23 protein-coding genes and 2 tRNA genes are annotated in these 25,201 nt (G+C 69.3%); 15 read left to right on the top strand and 10 right to left on the bottom strand.

What is annotated here, in order from left to right:
• A complete protein-coding gene (locus BLT21_RS01650) occupies window positions 1-654 on the top strand; it encodes an FMN-binding negative transcriptional regulator (RefSeq protein WP_091498211.1) in 654 nt (217 codons plus the stop codon).
• Entirely contained in the window at window positions 651-2,162 is a 1,512-nt protein-coding gene (locus tag BLT21_RS01645) for an amidohydrolase (RefSeq protein ID WP_091498208.1), read from the top strand. The genes BLT21_RS01650 and BLT21_RS01645 overlap by 4 nt, the downstream gene beginning before the upstream one ends.
• 108 nt (window positions 2,163-2,270) lie before the next feature.
• On the opposite strand, the gene BLT21_RS01640 is transcribed toward BLT21_RS01645, so the two are convergent.
• Window positions 2,271-2,756: a Dps family protein gene (locus BLT21_RS01640; RefSeq protein ID WP_091498206.1), complete on the bottom strand. Its 486-nt coding sequence runs from the start codon at window positions 2,754-2,756 to the stop codon at window positions 2,271-2,273.
• Window positions 2,757-2,866: 110 nt separating this feature from the next.
• Between BLT21_RS01640 and BLT21_RS01635 the strand changes: the two genes are divergently transcribed.
• A complete protein-coding gene (locus BLT21_RS01635; RefSeq protein WP_091500632.1) occupies window positions 2,867-3,403 on the top strand; it encodes a gamma carbonic anhydrase family protein in 537 nt (178 codons plus the stop codon).
• Window positions 3,404-3,437: 34 nt separating this feature from the next.
• On the opposite strand, the gene BLT21_RS01630 is transcribed toward BLT21_RS01635, so the two are convergent.
• A tRNA-Gly gene (locus BLT21_RS01630) sits at window positions 3,438-3,511 on the bottom strand.
• Between the two features lie 133 nt (window positions 3,512-3,644).
• On the opposite strand from BLT21_RS01630, the gene BLT21_RS01625 reads away from it, so the two are divergent.
• From BLT21_RS01625 to BLT21_RS01600, 6 genes are all read left to right on the top strand, one after another.
• A tRNA-Pro gene (locus BLT21_RS01625) sits at window positions 3,645-3,718 on the top strand.
• Window positions 3,719-3,790: 72 nt separating this feature from the next.
• Window positions 3,791-5,389 carry a trigger factor gene (gene tig, locus BLT21_RS01620; protein ID WP_091498203.1) on the top strand — a complete coding sequence of 533 codons (1,599 nt, stop codon included), beginning with the start codon at window positions 3,791-3,793 and terminating at the stop codon, window positions 5,387-5,389.
• 191 nt (window positions 5,390-5,580) lie between these two features.
• The gene (locus tag BLT21_RS01615; protein ID WP_091498200.1) at window positions 5,581-6,165 is read left to right on the top strand and encodes an ATP-dependent Clp protease proteolytic subunit; all 585 of its coding nucleotides are present in this window, start codon (window positions 5,581-5,583) and stop codon (window positions 6,163-6,165) included.
• A gap of 23 nt (window positions 6,166-6,188) precedes the next feature.
• Window positions 6,189-6,854 carry an ATP-dependent Clp protease proteolytic subunit gene (locus tag BLT21_RS01610; RefSeq protein ID WP_091498197.1) on the top strand — a complete coding sequence of 222 codons (666 nt, stop codon included), beginning with the start codon at window positions 6,189-6,191 and terminating at the stop codon, window positions 6,852-6,854.
• Between the two features lie 169 nt (window positions 6,855-7,023).
• Window positions 7,024-8,292 (top strand): ATP-dependent Clp protease ATP-binding subunit ClpX, encoded by a 1,269-nt coding sequence (gene clpX / locus BLT21_RS01605; protein WP_091498192.1) that lies wholly within the window; start codon window positions 7,024-7,026, stop codon window positions 8,290-8,292.
• Window positions 8,293-8,349: 57 nt separating this feature from the next.
• Complete coding sequence (locus tag BLT21_RS01600; RefSeq protein WP_091498188.1) at window positions 8,350-8,970, top strand: dihydrofolate reductase family protein; 621 nt, start codon at window positions 8,350-8,352, stop codon at window positions 8,968-8,970.
• Here the strand turns inward: BLT21_RS01600 and BLT21_RS01595 are convergent.
• Window positions 8,960-11,002: a M3 family metallopeptidase gene (locus tag BLT21_RS01595; protein ID WP_091498184.1), complete on the bottom strand. Its 2,043-nt coding sequence runs from the start codon at window positions 11,000-11,002 to the stop codon at window positions 8,960-8,962. The genes BLT21_RS01600 and BLT21_RS01595 overlap by 11 nt on opposite strands.
• A gap of 68 nt (window positions 11,003-11,070) precedes the next feature.
• Here BLT21_RS01595 and BLT21_RS01590 point away from each other — a divergent pair, with 68 nt between their 5' ends.
• Both BLT21_RS01590 and BLT21_RS01585 read left to right on the top strand, forming a co-directional pair.
• Entirely contained in the window at window positions 11,071-11,700 is a 630-nt protein-coding gene (locus BLT21_RS01590; RefSeq protein WP_091498181.1) for a winged helix-turn-helix domain-containing protein, read from the top strand.
• Complete coding sequence (locus tag BLT21_RS01585; protein ID WP_091498176.1) at window positions 11,697-12,977, top strand: MFS transporter; 1,281 nt, start codon at window positions 11,697-11,699, stop codon at window positions 12,975-12,977. The genes BLT21_RS01590 and BLT21_RS01585 overlap by 4 nt, the downstream gene beginning before the upstream one ends.
• A gap of 20 nt (window positions 12,978-12,997) precedes the next feature.
• Here BLT21_RS01585 and BLT21_RS01580 read toward each other — a convergent pair whose 3' ends face one another.
• From BLT21_RS01580 to BLT21_RS01560, 5 genes are all read right to left on the bottom strand, one after another.
• Window positions 12,998-13,231 (bottom strand): hypothetical protein, encoded by a 234-nt coding sequence (locus BLT21_RS01580; RefSeq protein WP_091498172.1) that lies wholly within the window; start codon window positions 13,229-13,231, stop codon window positions 12,998-13,000.
• A 1-nt stretch (window position 13,232) separates the two neighbouring features.
• A complete protein-coding gene (gene valS, locus BLT21_RS01575; RefSeq protein WP_091498169.1) occupies window positions 13,233-15,812 on the bottom strand; it encodes a valine--tRNA ligase in 2,580 nt (859 codons plus the stop codon).
• 101 nt (window positions 15,813-15,913) lie between these two features.
• The gene (locus BLT21_RS01570) at window positions 15,914-16,735 is read right to left on the bottom strand and encodes a MetQ/NlpA family ABC transporter substrate-binding protein (protein WP_091498164.1); all 822 of its coding nucleotides are present in this window, start codon (window positions 16,733-16,735) and stop codon (window positions 15,914-15,916) included.
• A gap of 43 nt (window positions 16,736-16,778) precedes the next feature.
• Window positions 16,779-17,450 (bottom strand): methionine ABC transporter permease, encoded by a 672-nt coding sequence (locus tag BLT21_RS01565; protein ID WP_256335875.1) that lies wholly within the window; start codon window positions 17,448-17,450, stop codon window positions 16,779-16,781.
• Window positions 17,447-18,208 (bottom strand): methionine ABC transporter ATP-binding protein, encoded by a 762-nt coding sequence (locus BLT21_RS01560; protein ID WP_256335874.1) that lies wholly within the window; start codon window positions 18,206-18,208, stop codon window positions 17,447-17,449. The genes BLT21_RS01565 and BLT21_RS01560 overlap by 4 nt, the downstream gene beginning before the upstream one ends.
• A gap of 45 nt (window positions 18,209-18,253) precedes the next feature.
• Between BLT21_RS01560 and BLT21_RS01555 the strand changes: the two genes are divergently transcribed.
• The gene (locus tag BLT21_RS01555; protein ID WP_091498158.1) at window positions 18,254-18,670 is read left to right on the top strand and encodes an OsmC family protein; all 417 of its coding nucleotides are present in this window, start codon (window positions 18,254-18,256) and stop codon (window positions 18,668-18,670) included.
• A 10-nt stretch (window positions 18,671-18,680) separates the two neighbouring features.
• On the opposite strand, the gene BLT21_RS01550 is transcribed toward BLT21_RS01555, so the two are convergent.
• A complete protein-coding gene (locus BLT21_RS01550) occupies window positions 18,681-19,187 on the bottom strand; it encodes a GNAT family N-acetyltransferase (protein ID WP_091498154.1) in 507 nt (168 codons plus the stop codon).
• Window positions 19,184-19,864, bottom strand: coding sequence for a hypothetical protein (locus BLT21_RS01545; RefSeq protein ID WP_091498150.1), 681 nt, complete (start codon window positions 19,862-19,864; stop codon window positions 19,184-19,186). The genes BLT21_RS01550 and BLT21_RS01545 overlap by 4 nt, the downstream gene beginning before the upstream one ends.
• 212 nt (window positions 19,865-20,076) lie before the next feature.
• Here BLT21_RS01545 and ileS point away from each other — a divergent pair, with 212 nt between their 5' ends.
• Genes ileS through BLT21_RS01530 form a run of 3 tightly spaced genes read left to right on the top strand, consistent with a single transcriptional unit; the run spans window position 20,077 to window position 25,201 of the window.
• Complete coding sequence (ileS, locus tag BLT21_RS01540) at window positions 20,077-23,454, top strand: isoleucine--tRNA ligase (RefSeq protein WP_091498146.1); 3,378 nt, start codon at window positions 20,077-20,079, stop codon at window positions 23,452-23,454.
• A complete protein-coding gene (locus BLT21_RS01535; RefSeq protein ID WP_091498144.1) occupies window positions 23,451-24,803 on the top strand; it encodes a bifunctional folylpolyglutamate synthase/dihydrofolate synthase in 1,353 nt (450 codons plus the stop codon). The genes ileS and BLT21_RS01535 overlap by 4 nt, the downstream gene beginning before the upstream one ends.
• Window positions 24,791-25,201: a DUF4233 domain-containing protein gene (locus BLT21_RS01530; RefSeq protein WP_091498141.1), complete on the top strand. Its 411-nt coding sequence runs from the start codon at window positions 24,791-24,793 to the stop codon at window positions 25,199-25,201. The genes BLT21_RS01535 and BLT21_RS01530 overlap by 13 nt, the downstream gene beginning before the upstream one ends.

Here is a 25,201-nt window from a genome sequence, read left to right as displayed (position 1 = left end):
ATGAGACAGAATCCGAGTTTCGCGATGACCGACGTGGCCGAACTGCGTCGGGTGATCGAGCAGAATCCCTGGGTCACGCTCGTCAGCTCGTCCGCCGACGGGCTCGTGGCATCGCACTACGCGGTGCTCCTCGACGACGAGCGAGACGACCTGACGATCGTGGGCCACGTGGGCCGTCCCGACGATGTCGTGCACGGTCTCGGCGACACGGAGATGCTCGTCGTGGTGCAGGGTCCGCACGGCTATGTGTCGCCCAGCTGGTACGGAGACGTCGCCGCCGTGCCCACCTGGAACTTCGTCTCGGTCCACCTCGCGGGAGTCGCTGAGATCCTCACCCCCGAGGAGAACCTCCGCGTGCTCGAGCGCCTCGTCGACCGGTTCGAGTCGGCGCTTCCCCAGCCGCGCGGCATGTGGTCGGCCCCCAACGACGAGGACTTCGTGCGACGCCTCGAGCGGGGCACGGTCGGCTTCCGGCTGACCCCCACCCGTGTCAGCGCCAAGCGGAAGCTGAGCCAGAACCGGCCGGATGCCGTCGTCGACACCATCGTCGAACGGATCGAGTCGGGCGAGAGCCCGTATGCCGACGTCCGCCTCGCCGCCGAGATGCGGCGGGCGCACGAGACGATCCGCGCTGCGCGGGAGGGTGCGACATGACCACCGGCGTCGGTCGCAGCCGGGGCGAGACCGTCGACGTCATCGCCGACGTCCGGCTGACCGGGCCGGATCGGACCGATCCCTTCGGGACCGAGCTCGTCGACGTGCACATCGCGGACGGGACCGTCGTCGACATCGCACCGGCCGGGGCACTGGTCCGGTCGGGAGCAGTGCTCGACGGAGCAGGGGGATGGCTGCTCCCCGGGCTCTGGGATCACCACGTCCATACGGTGCAGTGGGCTCTCGCCGCCCGTCGAGCCGACCTCGAGGGCGCGGGATCCGCGGCCGCGGCGGCGGCCCTCATGGGACGCGTCGCCGCAGACCAGGACGGGCGTCGGGTCGGATCGGGATTCCGCGACGCGCTCTGGGCGGATCGACCGAGCCTCGAGCTGCTCGATGCGGCGACGGGCGACCTCCCGACGTACCTCATCAACGCCGACGTCCACAGCGTCTGGCTCAACAGCGCCGCTCTCCACCGCGAGGGCATGACCGCGTCCGACGGCGTCCTCCGCGAGGAGCCCGCTTTCGAGATATCCCGCCGACTGAACGCGCTCGATGTCGCGATCGCCGACGCCGCGGTCTCCGAGGCCATGACGCGGGCGGCCGCCCGTGGCATCGTCGGTGTCGTCGACCTCGACATGGCATGGAACGCGGAGGCCTGGGCGAGACGCCTCGCCCAGGGCTTCGACGCCGCGCGCGTCTCGTTCGGCGTCTACGCGAGTTCGTTGGAGCGCGCGATCACCGCCGGCCTGGCGACCGGAGACGCGATCGATACGGCCGGCCTCGTGCGCATGGGGTCGTTCAAGGTCATCACCGACGGCTCGCTCGGAACGCGCACGGCGGCGTGCTCGCACCGCTACCCGGGGACCGACGACGACTTCGGGGTCATGACGGTGCCGCCCGCCGAACTCCTCGCCCTGATGCGGCGGGCGACGGGCGCGGGCATCGCCTGCGCCGTGCACGCCATCGGCGACGTTGCGAACAGCCACGCGCTCGACGCCTTCGCCGCTACGGGGGCGACCGGCACGATCGAGCACGCCCAGCTCGTCGCGCACGCCGACATCCCCCGGTTCGCCCGGCTGGGCGTCGCGGCCAGCGTGCAGCCGTCGCACGCGGTGGACGACCGGGACGTGGCGGAGGAGTACTGGGTCGATCAGACGGCGATCCCCTATCCGCTGAGCGAGCTCGCCGCCGCCGACGCCAATCTGCTGTTCGGCTCCGACGCGCCGGTGGCACGGCTCGATCCGTGGACCACGATGGCCGACGCCGTGTTCCGCACGCGTGATGCACGGGCGCCCTGGCGGCCGCATCAGAGGGTCACCTCGGCCCTGGCGCTGGCCGCGTCGACCGCGGGCGGCTCGCACACCGGGTCGGGCATCGCTCCGGGCGGCATCGCCGATCTGATCGTGGTCGACCGCGACCCGCTGGCGTGTGCGAACGCCGCCGATCTCCGCGCGACGTCGGTGTTCGCGACGCTCCTCGCCGGACGGTTGACCCACCTGGCGTGACCGTCTCGCCCGAAACGAGCGAGACGGTGCGGGGACCGGTCGACCGGGCGCTCGACGCGCCCGGCTCCGGCCCCCGCACCGTCTCGGAGCGAGGATGCCGACGCCGTGTTACTCGGCGAGGTGCGCGAGCAGGAACCACCGGTCCTTGTCGACGCCGCGCTTGATCTCGATGGCGACGTCCTGGCTCGAGAGGTCGACCTCGTCGAGGCCGTCGATCGCGGCCTGCAGGTCGACGAGGGCGGCGTCGATGTCCGACACCACGGCCTTGATCTCGTCACGCCACGGCGCGAAGCCGGCGGGCACGGCGGTCGTCGTCTTCTCAGCGACGCTGGACACGCGCGAGTCGATCGGCAGGCCCAGGGCCACGATGCGCTCCGCGGCGGTGTCGGCGTAGTCCTGCGCGTGCGCGACCACCGAGTCGAGCAGCTCGTGGATGGCGATGAAGTTCGAGCCGCGGACGTTCCAGTGGGCCTGCTTGCCGTTGACGACGAGCGCCTGCATCTTGTGCACGACGGGCGTGAGGAACTGCGCGGCTGCTGCGGCGACCTCGGGGTCGGCGGTGAGTGCGGGGGTGGTGATGTTCGTGTCGGTCATGTCTGCGCCTCCTTCGTGCAGGTCGGGGCCTGCGTCTGGTCAAACGCTACTCACGCCCGAACATTCCGCAAGCAAGAGAAGGCTGGGCTCACCAGGGGTAACGTGTGGCCGTGCCCGTCTCGTCCGCAGCCTCGCTCCTGCCGCTGGCCGATGCTCGGCCGATCATCGACCCGACCGCTCTCGTCGCCGCCGGCGCCCGGATCGTGGGTGACGTGGTCATCGGCCCGGGCGCGAGCGTCTGGTACAACGCCGTCCTGCGCGGGGACCGTTCCACCATCGCCGTCGGGCCGCGCAGCAACGTCCAGGACGGCGTCGTCATCCACTCCGACGCGGAGTCTCCGGTATCCGTGGGCGCCGATGTCTCGATCGGACACAACGCCGTGGTGCACGGTTGCACGATCGAGGACGGATGCCTCATCGGGATGAACAGCACCGTGCTCAGCGGTGCCGTGGTCGGGACCGGTTCGCTCGTGGCCGGGGGAGCGGTGGTCCTCGAGGGGACGGTCGTCCCGCCGGGGTCCCTGGTCGCAGGCGTTCCCGCGCGCGTGCGACGCCCGCTCACCGACGACGAGCGGGCGGGGCTCCGCCGCAACGCGGAGACGTACCTCGCGCTGTCCGCGGAGCATGCCGCGACGATCGGGGAATGAAGAACACTCCTCGACGCTGGGCGACGAGGAGCGGTGGAGGGGCTGACGAGAATCGAACTCGCATCATCTGTTTGGAAGACAGAGGCTTTACCACTAAGCTACAGCCCCGCATCCGATCAGAACCGGACGGGGTAGCCATCCGGACGGGGTGCAAGCCCCGCGGAAGGCGACCCGATCAGTCTAGCGGACTCCGTCGGCTAGACTGACCACGGCCGTTTTACGACGCACGTCGCGGCGCGCCCGGGGCGTAGCTCAGCTTGGTAGAGCGCCCGCTTTGGGAGCGGGAGGCCGCAGGTTCAAATCCTGTCGCCCCGACAAACGGCCCCACGAACCCAGACCACCGAACGGACGCGCGTGTTCGCGTCCGCATGAAGGAGAACGACAGGCATGGTCACCAGCACCGTCGAGACGCTCAGCCCGACCCGGGTGAAGCTCCACATCACGGTCAGCCCGGACGAGCTCAAGCCGAGCATCAGCCACGCGTACGAGCACATCGCTCAGGACGTGCAGATCCCCGGCTTCCGCAAGGGCAAGGTGCCCGCTCCCATCATCGATCAGCGCGTCGGCCGCGGCGCGGTCATCGAGCACGCCGTCAGCGAGGGCCTCGACGGCTTCTACCGCGAGGCCGTCACGGCGAACGAGCTGCGCGTGCTGGGTCGTCCGTCGGCAGAGGTCGTCGACTGGCCGAGCGACAAGGACTTCTCGGGCGACCTGAAGGTCGAGGTCGAGGTCGACGTGCGCCCCGAGTTCGAGCTGCCCGCATACGCGGACATCACGATCGAGGTCGAGCCGGTCGCGACCGACGAGGCTGCGATCGACGAGGAGCTCGACCGCCTGCGCGGCCGCTTCGGCACGCTCGTCACCGTCGACCGCCCCGCCACGAAGGGCGACTTCGTCGAGCTCGACCTGGTCGCGACGATCGACGGCAACGAGATCGACCGCGCCGAGGGTGTGTCGTACGAGGTCGGCTCCGGCGAGCTGCTCGAGGGCATCGACGAGGCCATCGACTCGCTGACGGGCGGCGAGGACACCACGTTCCGCTCGAAGCTCGTGGGAGGTGACCACGCGGGCGAAGAGGCCGAGGTGGCCGTCACCGTCACGGCGGTCAAGGAGCGCGAGCTGCCCGACGCCGACGACGACTTCGCGCAGATGGCGAGCGAGTTCGACACGATCGCCGAGCTCCGCGAGAGCCTCGCCGAGCGGGTCTCGCAGCAGAGCCTGTTCACCCAGGGTGCCGCCGCGCGCGAGAAGCTCGTCGATGCTCTTCTCGAGAAGGTCGAGATCCCGGTGCCCGCCGGCCTGGTCGAGGACGAGGTGCACGCTCACCTCGAGGGCGAGGGACGCCTCGAGGACGACACCCACCGCGCCGAGGTCACCGAGGCGAGCGAGAAGCAGTTCCGCACGCAGATGGTCCTCGACAAGATCGCCGAGACCCACGAGATCCAGGTCTCGCAGGACGAGTTGACCCAGTACCTGATCCAGGCGTCGGCGCAGTACGGCATGGCTCCGCAGGACTTCGTGAACACGCTCCAGCAGAACGGCCAGCTGCCCGTCATGGTCGGCGAGGTCGCCCGCAACAAGGCGCTCGCTGTCGCGCTCGGCAAGGTCACGGTGGTCGACACCGACGGCAAGTCGGTCGACCTGAGCGGCTTCATCACCGTCGAGGGCGAGGAGACCGCCGACGACGCCGATGAGGATGCCGCCGTCGAGGCCCCTGCCGCGAAGAAGGCTCCCGCCAAGAAGGCGCCCGCCAAGAAGGCCCCGGCAGAGAAGGCGGCGGACGCCGCCGACGCTCCGGCCGAGACCGAGGACGCGCCGGCCAAGAAGGCTCCGGCGAAGAAGGCGCCCGCTAAGAAGGCCCCGGCGAAGAAGGCGGCGGACGCCGCCGACGCCCCGGCCGAGACCGAGGAGGCGCCCGCGAAGAAGGCGCCCGCGAAGAAGGCTCCGGCCAAGAAGAAGCCCGCGGAGGAGACCGCCGCCGAGTGATCGTGTGATCCCGGCGGTCGCTCGACCGACGACTCAGGGGCGGATGCTGCGGCATCCGCCCCTTCCGTCGTTGCGGACCGGTCGACCCGGCCGCGGTGGGGACACGGCTATGCCCAGGGCGAACACGGTCGGGGGCGCCGGGCGGCGTCGGTAGATTCGACACGTCACGAAACTTCGGATCAGGAGCACACATGGCTGACCCCCTCATCGCAACAAGCGTCTTCGACAGGCTGCTCAAGGACCGCATCATCTGGCTCGGGTCGGAGGTGCGCGACGAGAACGCGAACGAGATCTGCGCGAAGATCCTCCTGCTCGCCGCCGAGGACTCCGAGAAGGACATCTACCTCTACATCAACTCGCCCGGCGGCTCCATCACCGCCGGCATGGCGATCTACGACACGATGCAGTTCGTGCCGAACGACATCGTCACGGTGGGCATCGGCATGGCCGCCTCGATGGGTCAGCTTCTGCTGACCGCCGGCACGAAGGGCAAGCGGTACATCACGCCCAACGCGCGCGTCCTCCTGCACCAGCCTCACGGCGGTTTCGGGGGCACCTCGAGCGACATCCAGACGCAGGCGCAGCTCATCCTCGACATGAAGCGCCGACTCGCCGAGATCACCGCGGCCCAGACCGGCAAGTCCGTCGAGCAGGTCAACGAGGACGGAGACCGCGACCGCTGGTTCACCGCCCAGGAGGCCCTCGAGTACGGCTTCGTCGACCACATCCGCGAGTCGGCCACCGACGTCGTCGGCGGCGGCGGCACCGAGAACTGATCGACCGAAGGAGACAGACAACGATGAACACACCCGCCTTCGGCCTTCCCCACGGCGCAGCGATGCCCTCGAGCCGCTACATCCTCCCGCAGTTCGAGGAGCGCACCGCATACGGCTACAAGCGCCAGGACCCGTACAACAAGCTGTTCGAAGATCGCGTGATCTTCCTCGGCGTGCAGGTTGACGACGCCTCGGCCGACGATGTCATGGCCCAGCTGCTCGTGCTCGAGTCGCAGGACCCGGATCGCGACATCATCATGTACATCAACTCTCCGGGCGGCTCGTTCACCGCGATGACCGCGATCTACGACACGATGCAGTACGTATCGCCGCAGATCCAGACGGTCGTCCTGGGCCAGGCGGCTTCGGCCGCGTCGGTGCTGCTCGCCGCGGGCGCCCCGGGTAAGCGACTGGCGCTCCCGAACGCCCGTATCCTGATCCATCAGCCGGCCGTCGGCGAGGCGGGTCACGGGCAGGCGTCCGACATCGAGATCCAGGCGGCGGAGATCCTCCGCATGCGCACCTGGCTCGAGGAGACGATGGCTCGTCACACCAATCGGACGCAGGAGCAGGTCAATAAGGACATCGACCGCGACAAGATCCTCTCCGCTGAAGAGGCCTTGGATTACGGCATCGTCGACCAGGTGCTGACCTCGCGCAAGCGGACGCCGGCGGCGATCACCGCCTGAACGACACCCACCGATGCATATGGCCCCGGCGACGAGCCGGGGCCATATCCGTCTCGGCGGTGGTTCTCGGAGAACCCCGCCCAAATCCGCGGGGATGTCCGCGGGAGAGGTTAGGCTCGGAGCACCGCGTTCTCAGGGGAGCGACGGTTCTGGGATCCAGGAGGGGTACATGGCTCGCATCGGTGAGAGTGCCGACCTGTTCAAGTGCTCGTTCTGCGGGAAGAGTCAGAAGCAGGTCCAGCAACTGATCGCAGGACCGGGCGTCTACATCTGCGACGAGTGCGTCGAATTGTGCAACGAGATCATCGAAGAGCGGATGGCGGAGTCGGGCGACGAGTCTGTCGCCGATTTCGATCTGCCGAAGCCGCGCGAGATCTTCTCGTTCCTCGAGGAGTACGTCGTCGGCCAGGACCCGGCCAAGCGGGCCCTCTCGGTGGCGGTGTACAACCACTACAAGCGCATTCGCGCGCACTCGACCCTCCAACCCGCAGAGCAGCGGGCAGACGACGTCGAGATCGCGAAGAGCAACATCCTGCTGCTCGGGCCGACTGGATGCGGCAAGACGTACCTCGCGCAGACCCTGGCCAAGCGGCTCAATGTGCCCTTCGCGGTCGCTGACGCCACCGCGCTCACCGAAGCCGGCTACGTCGGCGAAGACGTCGAGAACATCCTGCTGAAGCTCCTGCAGGCGGCCGACTTCGATGTCAAGCGCGCCGAGACCGGCATCATCTACATCGACGAGGTCGACAAGATCGCCCGCAAGGCCGAGAACCCCTCGATCACCCGCGACGTGTCGGGCGAAGGCGTGCAGCAGGCGCTCCTGAAGATCCTCGAGGGCACGGTCGCCTCGGTGCCGCCGCAGGGCGGACGCAAGCACCCGCACCAGGAATTCATCCAGATCGACACGACGAACGTGCTGTTCATCGTCGCTGGGGCGTTCGCCGGACTCGAGGAGATCATCTCCTCGCGGGTCGGCAAACACGGCGTCGGGTTCGGCGCGCGGTTGCAGGAGAAGGACAAGGAGCTCGACCTGTTCCGCGAGGTCGAGCCCGAAGACCTGCACAAGTTCGGTCTCATCCCCGAGTTCATCGGCCGACTTCCCGTCGTGACCTCGGTCTCGCCGCTCGATCAGAAGGCGCTCATCGAGATCCTCACCGGCCCGAAGAACGCCTTCGTCAAGCAGTACCAGCGGATGTTCGAGATCGACGGGGTCGAGCTCGAGTTCGAGGACGACGCTCTGCGGGCCATCGCCGACCTCGCCGTCGCACGCAAGACCGGCGCGCGCGGCCTCCGTGCCATCCTCGAAGATGTCCTCGGTCCCATCATGTTCGAGATCCCGTCGGCCGACGACGTCGACAAGGTGATCGTCACGCGGGCCGCGGTCGACGAGGGTGCGCCGCCCACGCTGGTCCTTCGGCAGAAGCGCAAGAGCGCCTGATCTCACGCGCGCCGCGATCGCGGCGCCGATGTCGGCGACCCGGTCTAGCGTTGCCGCGTGCAACGCATCATCTACGACACCGCGTCCTCTCTCGACGGGTTCATCGCGGACCCCGACCATTCGCTCGCATGGCTGTTCGCCGTGGACGGTGGCACCGAGCCCGATGAGAGCCTGCTCCCCGCCGACGCGGGTGCGCTCGTCGAGGGGTCGACCACCTACGAGTGGATCCTCGCCGAATCGGACATCCTCGCTCATCCCGGTCGGTGGCGAGAGTTCGCCGGCGACCGGCCGACCTTCGTGTTCACCACGCGTCGCCTGCCCCGTCCGGACGGCGCGGACGTCACCTTCGTGTCGGGCGCGGTCGCAGACGTTCTGCCTCGGATCCGAGCGGCAGCCGGGGCGCGCGACGTCTGGGTCGTCGGGGGAGGCGACCTGGCGGGGCAGTTCCTCGACGCGGACGCGCTCGACCGGATCGCCGTCTCCGTGGCACCGGTAGCGCTGGGCGCAGGATCACCTCTGTTGCCGCGGCGCGTCGACGCGGGCCGGCTGACTCTACGGTCGGCCCGCGTCGTCGGCGCGTTCGCGCGACTCGTCTACGATGTCGAGTCCGCCGACGGGGATGCGGTCATCGCCGACGCCGCGCCGATGGAGTCGACAGTCCGCGCGACTAGGCCGTGAGTCCCCGGCGCGCGAGGAGCGGTTCGATATGCGCGTCGCGCCCGCGGAAGTCACGGTAGGCGGTCAGCGGGTCCATCGAGCCGCCGACTCCGAGGAGGCGATGGCGGAAACGATCACCGTTCGTGCGGTTCAGGCCGCCGTTCTCGTCGAACCACTCGACGGTGTCGGCGTCAAGGACCTCGCTCCAGATGTAGGAGTAGTAGCCGGCGCTGTATCCACCCGAGAAGATGTGGGCGAAGTAGGTCGATGAATAGCGGGTCGGGACCGCCGGGTCGTCCAGCCCGATCTCGGCCAGGGCCTCGGCTTCGAAACGTGCGACGTCGGTCACCGCCGCCGCCTCTGCCGCGCCGAGCGAGTGCCAGGCGAGGTCGAGCCACGCGGCCGCGAGGTACTCGCTGGTCGCGAATCCCTCGTTGAACGTGCCGGATGCGCGGAGTCGCTCGACGATCGCCGCATCCAGGGGCTCGCCGGTCTCGACGTGGCGGGCGTAGTTCGACAGCACCTCGGGGTGGAAGATCCACATCTCGTTCACCTGGCTCGGGAACTCGACGAAGTCGCGGTACACGCTCGTGCCCGCGAACGACGGATAGGTCACCGTCGCGAAGAGCCCGTGAAGTGCGTGTCCGAACTCGTGGAAGAGGGTCGTGACCTCGTCGAGGGTGAGGAGGGTTGGCGTGCCCGGCGCGGGCTCCGACACGTTCAGGTTGTTGACCACGATCGGTGTCGTTCCGCGCAGGCGCGACTGCGACGCGATGGAGTTCATCCACGCCCCGCCGCGCTTGGTGTCACGGGTGTAGAGATCGAGGATGTAGAGGCCCAGGTGCGAGCCGTCCTCGTTCGAGACCTCGAAGACGCGGACGCCCTCGTGGTAGGCGGGCAGATCCGGGCGCTCGCGGAAGGTGATGCCGTAGAGCCGTGTCGCCGCGAAGAACACGCCGTCACGAAGCACGCGTTCGGCCTCGAACCATGGGCGGAGGGCCGCGGTATCGATGTCGAGCGTCGCCCGGCGCACCTGCTCGGTGGCGAAGGCCCAATCGGCGGCGCGGATGTCGTGCCCGTCGACGACAGCCTGCAGCTCAGCCTTCTCACGACGGGCGTTCTCCGCCGCGGGTGCGGCGAGACGACGGAGGAGCGACGACACCGCGTCGGGACTGCCCGCCGTCTGATCGGAGGTCACGTAGGCGGCGTGCGAGGCGAAGCCCAGGAGCTCGGCACGTTCCGCTCGCAGCCGCACGATCTCGAGCAGCACGGCCCGGTTGTCGTGCGCTCCGGGGCGCGAACCCCGTGCGCGCGAAGCCGCGAGGATGCGCTCGCGGCTGTCCGGGTCGGTGAGAGAGGCGAGCAACGGATGGCCGGTGAACAGCGGCAGGGTGATGACGTAGGCGTCCGGCAGCCCGCGGTCGGCGGCAGCGCGCGCCGCCGCCGACAGCTCGCCCTCGCTCAGTCCGTCGAGCTCCCCGGGTGTCTCGAAGACGACCGCCAGATCGTTGGTGTCGGCGAGCAGGTTCCTCTCGAATGCGGTCGTGAGCACCGACAGTCGGCCGTTGATCTGGACCAGTCGCTTCTTCGCCGCGTCGTCGAGACCCGCCCCGGCATGGGTCATCTGCACGAAGCGCCGCTCGACGAGGTAGCGCTGCTCATCGGTGAGTCCGAGCGCGTCGCGTGCAGCATGGATCCGGCGCACACGGTCGTAGAGTCGCGGGTCGAGCAGGATCGCGTCGGAGTGCGCCGACATCAGCGGCGCGAGCTCCTCATCGATCGACTGGATTGCCGGTGTGGCGTCGGCCGAGCTGACGGTGCCGAAGATCCGCGCGACCTCACCGAGCAGGCGTCCACTCTTCTCCCATGCTTCGAGGGTGTTCTCGAACGTGGGTGCCTCGCTCTCGTGCGCGATCGACTCGATCTCCGAACGCTGCCGATCGAAGGCCTCCCGGAACGCCGGGAGGTAGTGCTCGGCGGAGATGTCGCGATAGTCGGGGAGGTCCCAGGGGAGCGTCGATGCGGACAGGAGGGGGTTCGCGGATTCCGGCATGCGTCCACCCTACGACGCACGCAAAGAACTTGTTGCAAAGAAATGCTTGCAAAGATACGTTTGCATTCATGAGCGATGACACGTCCCGGGCACCGGGGCACCGCGAGATCCGGGCACTCGATGCGGGGGCGTTGCGGGCCCTCGCGCACCCCGTGCGGGTGCAGCTGTACGACATCCTGAGCCAACAGGGGCCGCAGACGGCGAGTTCGCTCGCGGCGATGACGGGGGAGTCATCGGGGTCGACGAGTTACCACCTGCGTGCGCTCGCGAAGCACGACCTCATCCGTGAACTGCCGGAACGGGGCACGGCGCGAGAACGCTGGTGGGAGCGCCCCTCGGGCGGGGTCTCCTTCCCCGGGCCGGATGCCCTCCGGACGCCCGCGGGTCGGGCCGCGACCCAGGTGGTGATGGGCGAATTCCTCGACCGACGGCACGCACAGCTCATGCGGTACGTCAGCACGACCCTGCGCGACGAGCTCGACCCCTGGGCGCAGAACGCACTGATCACCTCGGCCAGCGTGACGGTGACGGCGGATCAGCTCGGTGAGATCAACGCCCGCATCCAGCGGGCCGTCGACGAGATCGTCGATGAATACCGGCTCGAGCGGGACACGGACGGGATCTCCGACGGCGAACGGCGTGTCGTCGCGCTGCGCGCCGACGCATTCCCGCTCGTCGACGGGGGTGACGGACGATGAGCGCACCCGCGGAGACCTCCCCCCGCACCCGATCGGTGGCGCGCCCGATGGGCCGGGACTTCTCGCGGCTGTGGACCGCGGCCGCCTTCAGCAACCTCGCCGACGGGCTGGGCCGCACCGCGGTCCCCCTGATCGCGACGACGCTCACGCGTGACCCGCTGCTCATCTCCCTGCTCGGTGCCGCCGCTTTCGTCCCCTGGCTGGTCTTCGGCGTCGCCGCCGGGGTCATCGTGGACAGGTTCGACCGGCGTCGCGTCATGGCCGTCGCCAACACCGTTCGCGGCACAGCGGCGGTGGGCCTCGCCCTGCTCACGGTGACGGGCGGCCTCGACATCGTGTGGCTGTTGGTGGGAACGCTCGTCTTCGGGTTCGGCGAGACGCTCTTCGACAACGCGACGAACGCGGTCATCCCCGGGGTCGTCGAGCGCGATCAGCTCGACCGCGCCAATGGCCGGATCCAAGCGGCTCAGATCACGATCGACAGCTTCCTCGCACAGCCGGTCGCCGGCGTGCTCTTCGCCGTCGCGCTCGTCCTGCCGCTCTGGATCGGCGCCGCGGCCTACCTCGTGCCGATCGCCCTCGCACTGATGCTGCCCCTCTCGGCGGCGCGCGCACGCCACATCCCTGACGGAGCCCCCGCCGCGGAACCGGCCGCGCGACAGCCCGCCGTTCCGGCGTCCGCGGCCCTCCGTTATCTGTGGCGGCACCGGTTCCTGCGGGCGCTCGTGGTGTACACCTCTGTGGTCGGGTGCGGCTTTGCCTTCGCACAGGCACCCACCCTGCTTTACTTCCTCGACGTCCACCGCGTACCCGAGGCCGCGATCGGCTTCATCACCGCCGGCGTCGGCGTCGGTGCGCTCGCAGGTTCGCTCATGGCGGCACGACTGGTCTCACGCTGGGGTCGGGGCAACGTCATGTGGATCGCCAACATCGTTGCCGCCGCGTGCATGATCGGCGTCGGCTGCGCACCGCACCTCATCCTGGCGGTCATGGCCTATGCGGGTATGGCGTTCGCGGTGTCGCTGTGGAACGTACCCTGGGGTGCGCTGAGGCAGCAGATCATCCCGCCGGCGCTGTTCGGACGGACGCTCGGCGTCATCCGCACTCTCACGTGGGGGCTCTTCCCGGTCGCGACGGTGCTGGGCGGCCTCGTGGCGTCGATCGACCTGCGCCTGCCGTTCGTCGTCGCCGGCGTCGTCTGTCTCGCCGCGACGGCGATGAGCACCCGGCTCATCCGGTCGGCCTCGACCGCGGGTGCGGCCGCTGACGACAGATGAGCGGCGGCCGCACCCGCCCGTCAGAACGTGTCGTCGTCGATCTGACCGACCACGGGCGTGCCGTCGGCGTCGAGGGACACGACGACGCCCGTCTCGAGCTCGGCCACGGGCCGCCCCTCGAGCCAGGTGAGCGTCCACCGCGGGCGCGGATCCACGTCGAGGAACCGATCGACCGCCCGTACCTGGTCGCGGAAGGCCGCGGGCAGCGACACGGGCGGGTCGTCACCGCTCGTCCAGCGGGTGCCGAGGCGCATCTCAGCTCTCCTGCGTCGCGAGCTCGACGCGCTCGATCATGAGCTCGCCGTCGGCCTCGACGAGCTGCAGCTCGTCGATTCGTCCGACGGCCCTGAGGTCGCCTTCCGCTCGACGGAGGCGGTCGACGGTGTCGGCATCGGCGCGGAGCGCGAGGACCGAGACCGGCGTCTTCTGCGAGGCCTTCGCCTCGGTCTTCGCGCGGCGGATGCCGATCAGGGCGGTGCTCGCTGCCGTCAAGACGGCCGGGTCGCCCGTGATGCCGCTGGGCTCGGGCCACGCAGCCGTGTGGACCGATCCGTCCTCGAACCACGACCACGCTTCCTCTGTCGCGAACGCGAGAACCGGGGCGAGCAGGCGGAGCAACGACGACAGGGCGAGTCGCAGAGCCAGCGCCGCCGATGCCTGCCCCGCATCGCTGCGATCGTAGGCGCGTTCCTTGACGAGCTCGAGGTAGTCGTCGCAGAACGTCCAGAAGAACGCCTCGGTGATCTCGAGCGCCCGCGCGTGGTCGTACGCCTCGAAGGCTCGGGTGGCGTCGACGACGACCCGGTCGAGGGTGGCGAGCATCGCGGCGTCGAGGTCGTGCGTCACCTGCGCGCCCTCGGGGACCGGGAACGACAGGACGAACTTCGCGGCATTGAGCACCTTGATCGCCAGACGGCGACCGATCTTGACCTGTGTGGGGTTCTGCGGGTCGAACGCCGCGTCGGAGCCGAGGCGGCTCGATGCCGCCCAGTACCGCACCGCGTCGGTGCCATGCTGCGCGAGGATGTCGGCGGGCGTCACGACATTGCCCTTGGACTTGGACATCTTCTTGCGGTCGGGATCCACGATGAACCCCGAGATCGCGGCGTCGGACCAGGGAGCGCGCCCGTCCTCGAGGGCGCTTCGCAGCATCGTCGAGAAGAGCCAGGTACGGATGATGTCCTGCCCCTGTGGGCGGAGATCGAAGGGTGCGACGAGGTTCCAGAGTTCTTCATCGCGCTGCCATCCGCCGGCGAGCTGCGGCGTCAGTGACGACGTCGCCCACGTGTCGAAGATGTCGCGCTCGGCGTCGAAGCCGCCGGGCACGCCGCGTTGGTCGGCCGTGTAGCCGGCGGGAACGTCGGTGGTGGGGTCCACCGGCAGCTGTGCAGCATCCGGTGTGAGGACGCGCCCATAGTCGCGATCACCGTTCTCGTCGAGTCCGTACCAGACGGGGATGGGTACGCCGAAGAAGCGCTGACGCGAGACGAGCCAGTCGCCGGTGAGTCCGTTCGTCCAGTTCTCGTAGCGCACCCGCATGAAATCGGGGTGCCACGACATCTGCGTGCCGAGCTCGATGAGTCGTTCGCGCAGCTCGGCGTCGCGTGCGCCGTTGCGTAGGTACCACTGGCGCGTCGAGACGATCTCGAGCGGTCGGTCGCCCTTCTCGAAGAACTTGACGGGGTGGCTGAACGGCTTCGACACCTCGAGGAGCTCGCCCGACTCCTCGAGCAGCTCGACGATGCGCTTCTTGGCGCTGAACACCGTCTTGCCCGCGAGCTCGGCGTAGGCCTCGCGAGCAGTGTCGGTCGCTATGACGTCGGGCGCGTCGGCGAGGATACGGCCGTCATGACCGAGGATCGTGCGGTTCGGCAGGTCGAGCTCGCGCCACCAGATGATGTCGGTCACGTCGCCGAAGGTGCAGATCATGGCGATGCCGGAGCCTTTGTCGGGCTGCGCGAGATGGTGCGCGAGCACCGGAACCTCGACATCGAACAGCGGTGTGCGCACGGTCTTGCCGAAGTACGGCTGATAGCGCTCGTCGTCGGGATTGGCGACGAGGGCGACACAGGCGGGGAGGAGCTCCGGTCGTGTCGTCTCGATGTGGATGTCCCCCGTGCCGTCGGTCTTGTGGAACGCGATGCGGTGGTACGAGGCCTGCTGTTCGCGGTCCTCGAGCTCGGCCTGCGCGATCGCCGACCGGAAGTCGATGTCCCAGAGGGTCGGCGCGAGCGCCTGATAGGCCTCTCCGCGTTCGATGTTGCGCAGGAACGCCAGCTGGCTCGTGCGGATGGTCTCGTCGGAGATGGTGCGATAGGTCTGCGTCCAGTCGACGGAGAGGCCCAGCTGCCGGAAGAGGGTCTCGAACTGCTTCTCATCCTCGATCGTGAGCTTCTCGCACAACTCGATGAAGTTGCGACGACTGATCGGGATCTGGTCGGCAGCGCGGCTCGACTTGTTGTCGCCGCCTTCGAACGGCGGAACGAACGACGCGTCGTAGGGCAGACCGGGGTCGCAGCGCACGCCGTAGTAGTTCTGCACGCGGCGCTCCGTCGGGAGGCCGTTGTCGTCCCAGCCCATCGGGTAGAAGACGCTCTTGCCGCGCATGCGTTCGAAACGGACCTTGAGGTCGGTGTGCGTGAACGAGAAGACGTGGCCGATGTGGAGCGAGCCCGAGGCCGTCGGCGGCGGGGTGTCGACGGAGAAGACGCCGGCGCGACCCGCCTCGGCGGCGCGCACCCGGTCGAACAGGTACGTGCCCTGCTCGGACCACGCGTCGTCCCACTTCTGCTCGAGGCCTTCGAGAGCGGGCTTGTCGGGGATCTGCGCGGTCATGGGACTCCTCGGCGATATGTGCGGCACTGTGTGAGCGTGCCTGAGTGTGGGTCGTACGATTCTACTCGGGGTGGGGCGCGGCGCTCGCGCCCCACCCGTGCTCAGAACGCCGCTTCGATCGTGTCGTTGCCGTCGATGACCTTCCGCACCTCGTCGCTCGTGAACGCATCGATGAGCGCCTTGGTCGCATCGGAGTCCGCCTCGGCGGAGGGAACCACGAGCTGCAGGGCGAAACGGTCGTCGAGCTCCGTGAGCAGTCCGTCGTCCTGAGGGGTGAGACCCAGCGCCGCGATGTGGGACGGCCACTGGAACACGAGATCGGCCTCGTCGTAGGCGGTGTTGAGCTGGTTGATCTCCAGCGAGAGGAACTGGAGGTTCTGGGGATTGGAGACCACGTCGTCGAGGGTGGCCGCATACGGGTCGATCCCGTCGCTCAGGCCGATGATCCCTGCGTCGGCGAGAAGCTTGAGCGCGCGCGCCGTGTTGGAGGCGTCGTTCGGGATCGCCACGGTCGCATCCTCGGGCAGCTGATCGATGTCGGTCAGGGTCTTCGAGTAGAAGGCGATGACGAAGTTGTAGATCGGCTGCACGGCCTCGAGCGACGCGCCGTTCTTGGCGTTGAACTCCTGCATATAGGGCTCGTGCTGCGAGAAGTTCGCATCGATGTCGCCTGCGGCGAGCATGTTGTTGATCGTGACGTAGTCCGAGACCTCGACGAGCTCGATCTCGTAGCCGTCTGCGATCGCTGCGCCGGCGGCTTCGACGATGTCGGTCGCGGGGGAGGTGACCGCCCCAACCCGCAGCGTCATGACGTCCGATGCGGCATCGCCGGACGATGCGGCGCAGCCGGTGAGCACGACCGCCGTCGCGATGGCTGCGAAGGCAGCGGAGGCGATGCGGGAGCGGACGGTGCGAAGGGGCATGGGGTTCTCCTCGTGAGAGCGGGTGGTGTGCAGTGGTCGGGGGTCAGCGGTGGTCGAGTCGGATCGAGAGGCGGTGCCCGATGGACTGGATGAGCAGCACGATGATCAGGATGACCGCGATGGTGAAGTACATCAGCGGATAGTCGTACTCCTGATAGCCATAGCGGAGCGCGAAGTCTCCGATGCCGCCGCCGCCCACGACTCCGAGGACGGTGGAGTAGGACAGCAGGCTGATGGTCGCCGAGGTGAGGGCGTACACGAGACCGGGGAACGCCTCGGGCAGCAGGAAACGCACCACAGTCTGCGGCAGCGTCGCCCCCATCGTGCGAGCGACGCGGGGGATGCCGGGGCTGACCTCGCGCAGGATCTGCTCGACGAGACGCGCGTAGATGGCGACGGCGACGAAGCAGAGCGAGAACGTCGCCGCCGGTGTCCCGAACGTGGTGCCGTAGACGAGACGGGTGACGGGGACGAGGAAGACGACCAGCAGCAGGAACGGGAACGAGCGCACGACGTTGATGAACAGGTTGCCGATCGTCCACAAGACGCGGTTCGGCGCAGTTCCGCCCCGGCCGGTGAGGTAGACGGTCATCCCGAGCGGGAGGCCGAGGACGACGGCGGCGGTGAGCGAGACGAGCAGCATGTATCCGGTCTCACCGAGCGCTTCGAGCAGGTCGACGCCGCGGCGCTCGAGCGTTTCCAGCAGCGCGTTCACGTTCCCAGCTCCCGACGTGCGCGGTCGAGGTAGCTCTCGGTCCCGTGGCCGGTGTCGGGGCGGACGGACAGGATGTCGCGCAGCCGACCCGCTTCGAAGAGCGCGACGCGGTCGCAGACCCGGCGCACCACGGCGAGATCGTGCGTGACGACGACCACGGTGGTGCCGAACTGGTCGCGTGCCTCGCGCAGCAGCGCGAGCACGCCGTCGGTCGTACCGGCGTCGAGGGACGACGTAGGCTCGTCGCACAGCAAGATGTCCGGTCGAGCGACCAGGGCGCGTGCGATGCCGATCCGCTGCCGTTGGCCCCCGCTGAGCTGGGCCGGGTAGGCGTCGGCACGGCCGTCGAGCCCGACGAATCGCAGGACATCGGCGACGAGGTCTCGGCGGGCCGCCGAGTCCGCCCGCCCGCGTCGCCCGCGCAGTTGCAGGGGCAGGGCGACGTTCTGGCGCACGGTCCGGTTGGCGAGCAGGTGGACACCCTGGAAGACGACACCGATCCGTCGGCGGAGCGCACGCAGGGCTACGGGATCGAGAGCGGTCGGATCGGCGCCGAGGACGGCGACCCCTCCCTCGGACGGTGCCATCTCGCCGGTGAGCAGGGAGAGGAGGGTGCTCTTGCCGGCGCCGCTCTCGCCGATGACGCCGAAGATCTCGCCCGACCGGATCTCGAGGTCGACGTCGGTCAGGGCGCGCGTGCCGCCGGGATAGGTGACGCCGACGCCACGGAGGGCGATCGGAGCGTCGGACGGTGGCACGGGGCATCCTCCATTAGTTGGACGACGTTCAACTATAGTCGAGGCATGGCCGTGAGATACCGCACCACCGCTTCCAACGACGACGGGGGCACCGGTGTGAGCCGGGTCGCGGGCGGACTCGAGGTCGCGGTGTCGAATCCCCTCCAGCCGGGTCATGATGAGACCGCGAGCAACCCCGAGCAGCTGCTCGCTCTCGCCTGGTCGACGTGTCTGAGCGCCACGGCGCAGGCGATCGTGCGAGGCGAACGCCGGACGAGGGTGCGGGTCGACGTCGCGATGCGCGACGCCGAGGGACGCGGCGGCTACGAGTTCGTGGCGACGGCCTTCGTGTCGGCGGAGGGGGTCGACGAGCAGGCCGCGGCCGAGCTCGCCGCCGCGGCGCACGATCGGTGCCCGGTGTCGCGACTGCTGCACGCGTCGCCGCTCGTGACGGTGCGCGCCGAATCCTGGTCTGACGCCTGACGCCGCGCGATCACCGGTCGACGGCGAAGCCCAGATGCGGCATGTCCACGCCGCGGTAGTGGACCACGAAGCGCCGGCGTACCGTCATGCCCAGCCGGATGGCGACGTTCATCGAGGCGATGTTCGTGTCGCGGACCTTCGCCCAGATCGTGGGCGCTCCGAGCTCCCGGAAGCCCCAGTCCCGAGCCGCAGAGGCGGCCTCCACGGCGTAGCCGCGGTGCCAGTGCGCCCGCTGGAAGAGATAGCCCACTTCGAGCACCGGCTCGTCGCCGACGAACTGCCGGGTGATGCCGCACTGTCCGATCATCCCGGTGCCCGGGAGGTCGACGGCCCACAGCCCGAACCCGTCCTCGTCGTAGCGGCGCAGATTGCGGGCGAGCCAGGCGGCGCTCTCGTCGTGGTCGAATGCCCCCTCGTACGCGGCCATCGCGACCGGGTCGGAGAGGATCGCGCGGAGGGGTGGGAGGTCGTCCTCTGTCATGGGACGGAGCACGAGGCGCTCGGTGCGGGTCATCATCGGGACGACCGCGCGGCGTGCTCGTCGCGCACGTCCCAGCCGAGCGCTCCCGCCAACGCGGCCGCATGCGCCTCGACCTGTCGTCGAGACACGGTCGCACCCGCGAGCGCTCGCACATCGGTGAAGGCCAGCGCCTCGAGTCCCCGGAGGTCGACATCGGTGCCGGTCATCCCGCGCGTGTCGAACTCGTCGACGGTCGTGTCGGCGAAGCGCACGCGCTCGAGCAGCGCCCCGGGCGCATCGATCGCTCCGATGCGGCATCCGACGATCGTGACGTCGCGCAGGGTGCCCGCGGGGATCGACAGGTAATCGATGCGGACGCCGGTGAGTGTCACGCCGTCCCAACGGGCGCGTTTCGCGTCGACGGTCCCGAGCCGCCCACCGACCACCGAGACGGAGCGCCAGCTGCCGTCACCGGCATGCAGCTCCGCCAGGGACACGTCCTGCACGAGGACGTCCGCGAGCACGGCACCGGTCAGGTCCAGGCGATCCACCGCCTCAGCCCGGACCACGCTCTCACTCAGACGTCCGTGGGCGCCGTCGCTCGCATCGGGGACGACGACGATCGATGCCTCGACGAGCTCGGCGCGACGGGAGAGGACGCCCGGCTCGAGATGACGGGGGATGTCGGGATCGCTGACGCGGGGCGGGAGGGGACGACTGCGCGGGCGGGCCATGACCTCAGCGTAAGCCGACGGTATGATGGAGACACCAGCATCGATCCGGCCATCACCGGGGAGCTCTCGGAAGAACAGCGGTCGCCCGCCCAGTAGAGCCGAGCGGGTCAGGCCCGTCACAGCCGCCGAACGAGTGGCCCTCCGGGGCAAGCGGGGTGGTACCGCGGTCGCATGATCGTCCTCGCAGGATGTCCGACCCTGCGAGAGATGCCATGACCTATCCGAAGACTTCCGCTTTCGGCCCCGCCGCCGACAGCGTCGTGCCCAGCCCGCGCTTCCCCGACGTCGAGCGCGACGTCCTGGCGTTCTGGGATCGCGACGACACCTTCCGCGCCTCGATCGAGCAGCGTGACGGTGCTCCGGAGTGGGTGTTCTACGACGGCCCGCCGTTCGCCAACGGACTGCCGCACTACGGCCACCTCCTCACCGGCTACGCCAAGGACGTCTTCCCCCGCTTCCAGACGATGCGGGGCAAGAAGGTCGACCGCGTGTTCGGCTGGGACACGCACGGACTCCCCGCCGAGCTCGAGGCGATGAAGCAGCTCGGCATCACCGAGAAGAGCGAGATCGAGCAGATGGGCATCGCCGCCTTCAACGAGAAGGCGCGCTCCTCGGTGCTCGAGTACACGCGCGAGTGGGAGGACTACGTCACCCGTCAGGCGCGCTGGGTCGACTTCGAGCGCGGGTACAAGACGCTCGACACCGGCTTCATGGAGTCGGTGCTGTGGGCATTCAAGGAACTCTGGGACAAGGACCTCGCTTACGAGGGTCACCGCGTGCTGCCGTACTGCTGGCGCGACGAGACTCCGCTGTCGAACCACGAGCTGCGAATGGACGACGACGTCTACAAGATGCGTCAGGACCCCTCCGTCACCGTGACGTTCCCGTTCGTCGGCGCGAAGGCGGAATCGCTCGGCCTCACCGGTGTGCGGGCCCTCGCGTGGACGACGACTCCCTGGACCCTGCCGACGAACCTGGCGCTGGCCGTCGGTCCGGACATCACCTACGCGGTGGTGCCCGGCGGCCCCGGCGGTGCTGCGGACGTGCACGAGGACCGCGTCGAGGCCGACGCGCACCGGTATCTGCTGGCCGCGGATCTTCTCCCGAATTACGCCAAGGACCTCGGTTACCCCGACGCGGAGTCGGCGCGCGGGGCCGTCGAGCGCACCGTGACCGGTGCCGAGCTCGCCGACGTGCAGTACGACCGGCTCTTCGACTACTACGCCGACGCCGAGACCTGGGGTACGGGCACGGCGTGGCGGGTCCTCGTCGACGACTACGTCACCACGACGGACGGAACCGGCATCGTGCATCAGGCACCGGCCTACGGCGAGGACGACCAGCGGGTGACCGCAGCGGCCGGCATCCCGCTCATCATGAGCCTCGACGACGGCGGGCGCTTCCTGCCTCAGGTGTCGGACGTGGCCGGCGAGCTCTGGATGGACGGCAACCGACCGCTCATCCGCCTGCTCGCCTCGGCGGGCCGCCTGCTGCGCGAAGCGAGCTACGAGCACTCGTATCCGCACTGCTGGCGCTGCCGGAACCCCCTGATCTACAAGGCGGTCTCGAGCTGGTTCGTGCGGGTGACGGCCATCAAGGACCGCCTGCTCGCGTTGAACGAGCAGATCACCTGGGCCCCCGAGAACGTCAAGCACGGCCAGTTCGGCAAGTGGCTCGAAGGCGCCCGCGACTGGTCGATCAGCCGCAACCGGTTCTGGGGCTCGCCCATCCCGGTCTGGAAGAGCGACGATCCCGAGTATCCGCGCACCGACGTCTACGGCTCCCTCGCCGATCTCGAACGAGACTTCGGGCATCTGCCGCGGAACGAGGCGGGCGAGGTCGACCTCCATCGCCCGTTCATCGACGAGCTCACGCGTCCGAACCCCGACGATCCCACGGGGCGCTCCACGATGCGTCGCATCGAGGACGTGTTCGACGTGTGGTTCGACTCGGGATCCATGCCCTATGCGCAGGTGCACTACCCGTTCGAGAACCGCGAGTGGTTCGACGAGCATGCGCCGGCGGACTTCATCGTCGAGTACATCGGGCAGACGCGCGGCTGGTTCTACGTCATGCACGTGCTCTCCGGGGCGCTGTTCGACCGCCCGGCGTTCTCGGGCGTCGCCTGCCACGGCATCGTGCTGGGCAGCGACGGTCAGAAGATGTCGAAGTCGTTGCGGAACTACCCCGACGTCTCCGAGGTGTTCGACCGGGACGGCTCCGACGCGATGCGCTGGTTCCTCATGGGGTCGTCGGTGCTGCGCGGCGGCAACCTCGTCGTCACCGAGGAGGGCATCCGTGCGGGCGTCCGCGAGTTCCTCCTTCCGCTGTGGAATACGTGGTACTTCTTCGCCACGTACGCCAACGCCGCGGGAGGGGCGGGCGGCGGCGGGTACGAGGCACGCCGGCGCACCGACTCGACCAACGTCCTCGACCGCTACATCCTGGCGCTGACGGGCGACCTCGTGCGCGACGTCGCCGCCGACCTCGAGGCGCTCGACTCCACCATGGCCACAGCCAAGCTCCGCGACTTCGCCGAGGCGCTGACCAACTGGTACATCCGCCGCTCGCGCGACCGGTTCTGGGTGGGCGTCGTCCCTGGCGACGACGCGTCGACCGAGGCTTTCGACACCCTGTACACGGTGCTCGAGACGCTGACGCGGGTGGCCGCTCCGCTGCTGCCGCTCGTGAGCGAACGCGTGTGGCAGGGCCTCACCGGCGGGCGCAGCGTGCACCTGACCGACTGGCCGGATGCCGACGAGTTCGCCCCCGCTGCCGACATCCGCTCGGCCATGGACGCCGTCCGCGAGGTCTCGTCGGTCGCGAACGCGCTACGCAAGAAGGAGGGCAAGCGCGTCCGACTGCCGCTTCCGCAGTTGACGGTCGCGATCGCGGACGCCGAATCGCTCGAGCAGTTCTCAGACATCCTGCGCGACGAGCTCAACGTGAAGGACGTCGCCGTCGCGGAGCTGTCCGACGATCTGGCCTCGTCGTACGGCATCAGCCAGCGCCTGTCCGTCAACGCACGTGCCGCAGGCCCCCGCCTGGGGAAGCAGGTGCAGCACGTGATCGCGGGCGCGCGCACCGGGCTCTGGAACGAGCAGGACGGCGTCGTGACGGTCGACGGCATCGCCCTCGAGCCAGGGGAGTACGACCTGACGCTCGAAGCGGGCGGCGTCGCCGAGGGAACCGCGATCGCACTGCTGTCGGGCGGCGGGTTCGTGCTGCTCGACACCACGACCACCCCGCAGCTCGAGGCCGAGGGCCTCGCCCGCGACGTCGTCCGCGTGGTGCAGGACACCCGCAAGGCCGCCGGGTTCGAGGTCAGCGACCGCATCCGACTGGTGCTGACGTTCGACTCCGACGAGGACGCCGCCGCCGTGGCCTCGGCCTTCGCTGCGGCCGACGTGGCGGGCGAGACCCTTGCCCGTGCGTGGGCCGTGCGATCGCGCTCCGAGGTCGTCGCGGCCTCGGAGGAGGCCGTCGTCGCGGACGAGGCCGAACATGAGGCCGTCGTCGCCGCGAAGACCTACGCCAACCGGGGCGACCTCACCGTCAGCGTCGCCCGACTGACAGGAGAGAGCGCATGACCGACCAGGCCCGAGCCGACGCCGTGTACGCCGCTCTCCTGCAACGGCAGGGCGAACAGTGGGTCCAACCGCGCGTGGAACGCACCCGCCGTGTCCTGGAGCTCCTGGACGACCCCCAGCGCACCTACCGCGTCGTGCACGTCACCGGGACGAACGGCAAGACGTCGACGAGTCGCATGATCGAAAGCTTGGTGCGGGCGCACGGGCTGCGCACCGGTCTGTTCACGAGCCCGCATCTCGAACGGTTCACGGAGCGGATCCTCGTCGACGGCGAGCCGATCGCCGACGCGGCCGTCGCGGAGGCGTGGGAGGAGATCTCGCCTTTCGTCGACATGGTCGACGCCGAGCTCGACGCCGCGGGCGACGCACCGCTGACCTTCTTCGAGCTGTTGACGGTGCTCGCGTTCGTCGCCTTCGCCGACGCCCCGGTCGATGTGGCGGTCGTCGAGGTCGGCATGGGCGGCTCGTGGGACTCCACCAACACGGCCGACGGCGACGTCGCCGTGATCGGGCCCGTGGCGCTCGACCACGCCGACCGGCTCGGCGACACCGTCGCCGAGATCGCAGCGGTGAAGGCCGGCATCATCAAGCCGGGGGCGGCGGCGGTGTCCGCCGTGCAGACTCCGGAAGCGGCGGCTCAGATCCGGGCTCGTGCCGCGGAGGTCTCGGCGACCCTCGCCGTCGCCGGCGAGGACTTCGGGCTCACCGGCCACAGCCTCGCGGTGGGCGGCCAGCAGATCAGCGTCCGCGGTCGTGCCGGCGAGTATCCCGAGCTCTACCTGCCCCTGTACGGCTCGCACCAGGCGGAGAACGCGGCGCTCGCGGTGGCCGCGGTCGAGGCGCTCATCGGAGCCGATGACCGGCCGCTGCACGCCGAGGTCGTCGCCGATGGAATCGGAGCGGTCACGTCGCCCGGGCGTCTGCAGTTGCTTGGCGTCGCGCCGACCGTCCTCGTCGACAGCGCCCACAATCCGCACGGTGCCGCTGCTCTCGCCGTCGCGCTGCGCGAATCGTTCGACTTCGACGAGTGGGGGATCGTGCTGGGCGTGCTGGGCGACAAGGATGCGGCCGGCATCATCGATGCGCTCGCGCCGGTGGCCGCGCACGTCTTCGCGACCGCACCGGACTCGGAGCGCGCTTCGGAGCCGACGCACGTGGCGGATCTCGCCGAGGAGCGCGGGCTCACGGTGACGGAGCACCGCGATCTCGTCGAGGCGGCGGAAGCCGCGCGCGAGTGGGCGGCGGCGGCGGAGCGTCGCGCGGTCGTCATCGCCGGTTCGGTCGTGCTCGCCGGCGAGGCCATCGCCCTCGCGGGCGCCGAGGACTGGAAGTCGGGATGGCACGCGTGACCGGTTCGCGGCCGCCTCGGGCGCGCCGCCGCCGCGGTGCCGCCGAATCGCTCGGCTCGGTCGTCCTCGGGTTCGAGTCGATCGTGGTCTTCCTCGGCGGGCTGACCATCTACGGTCTCGACGTGCTGCCGGAGGGCATCGCCGACTGGTGGGGTGTGGTCGCCGGATCGCTTCTCGCACTCATCATGATCATCACCGCGGGTGCGCTGCGCCACCGGTGGGGCATCATCGTCGGATGGCTGCTGCAGGTCGTCCTGGCCCTCGGCGTGTTCCTGGTACCCGCTCTGGGCATCGTGGCGCTCGTTTTCGGCGGCATGTACGCGTATGCGACCATCAAGGGGGCTGCACTCGACCGGCGGAACGCCGCCCTCGCAGCCGACGAATCGAACGGAGACTGA

It is taken from the genome of Microbacterium sp. cf332, from assembly GCF_900102175.1.
In the GTDB taxonomy this organism is placed as follows: domain Bacteria; phylum Actinomycetota; class Actinomycetes; order Actinomycetales; family Microbacteriaceae; genus Microbacterium.
The sequence above is the reverse complement of the archived record's forward strand: the minus strand, read 5'-3'. Positions and strand labels throughout refer to the sequence as shown.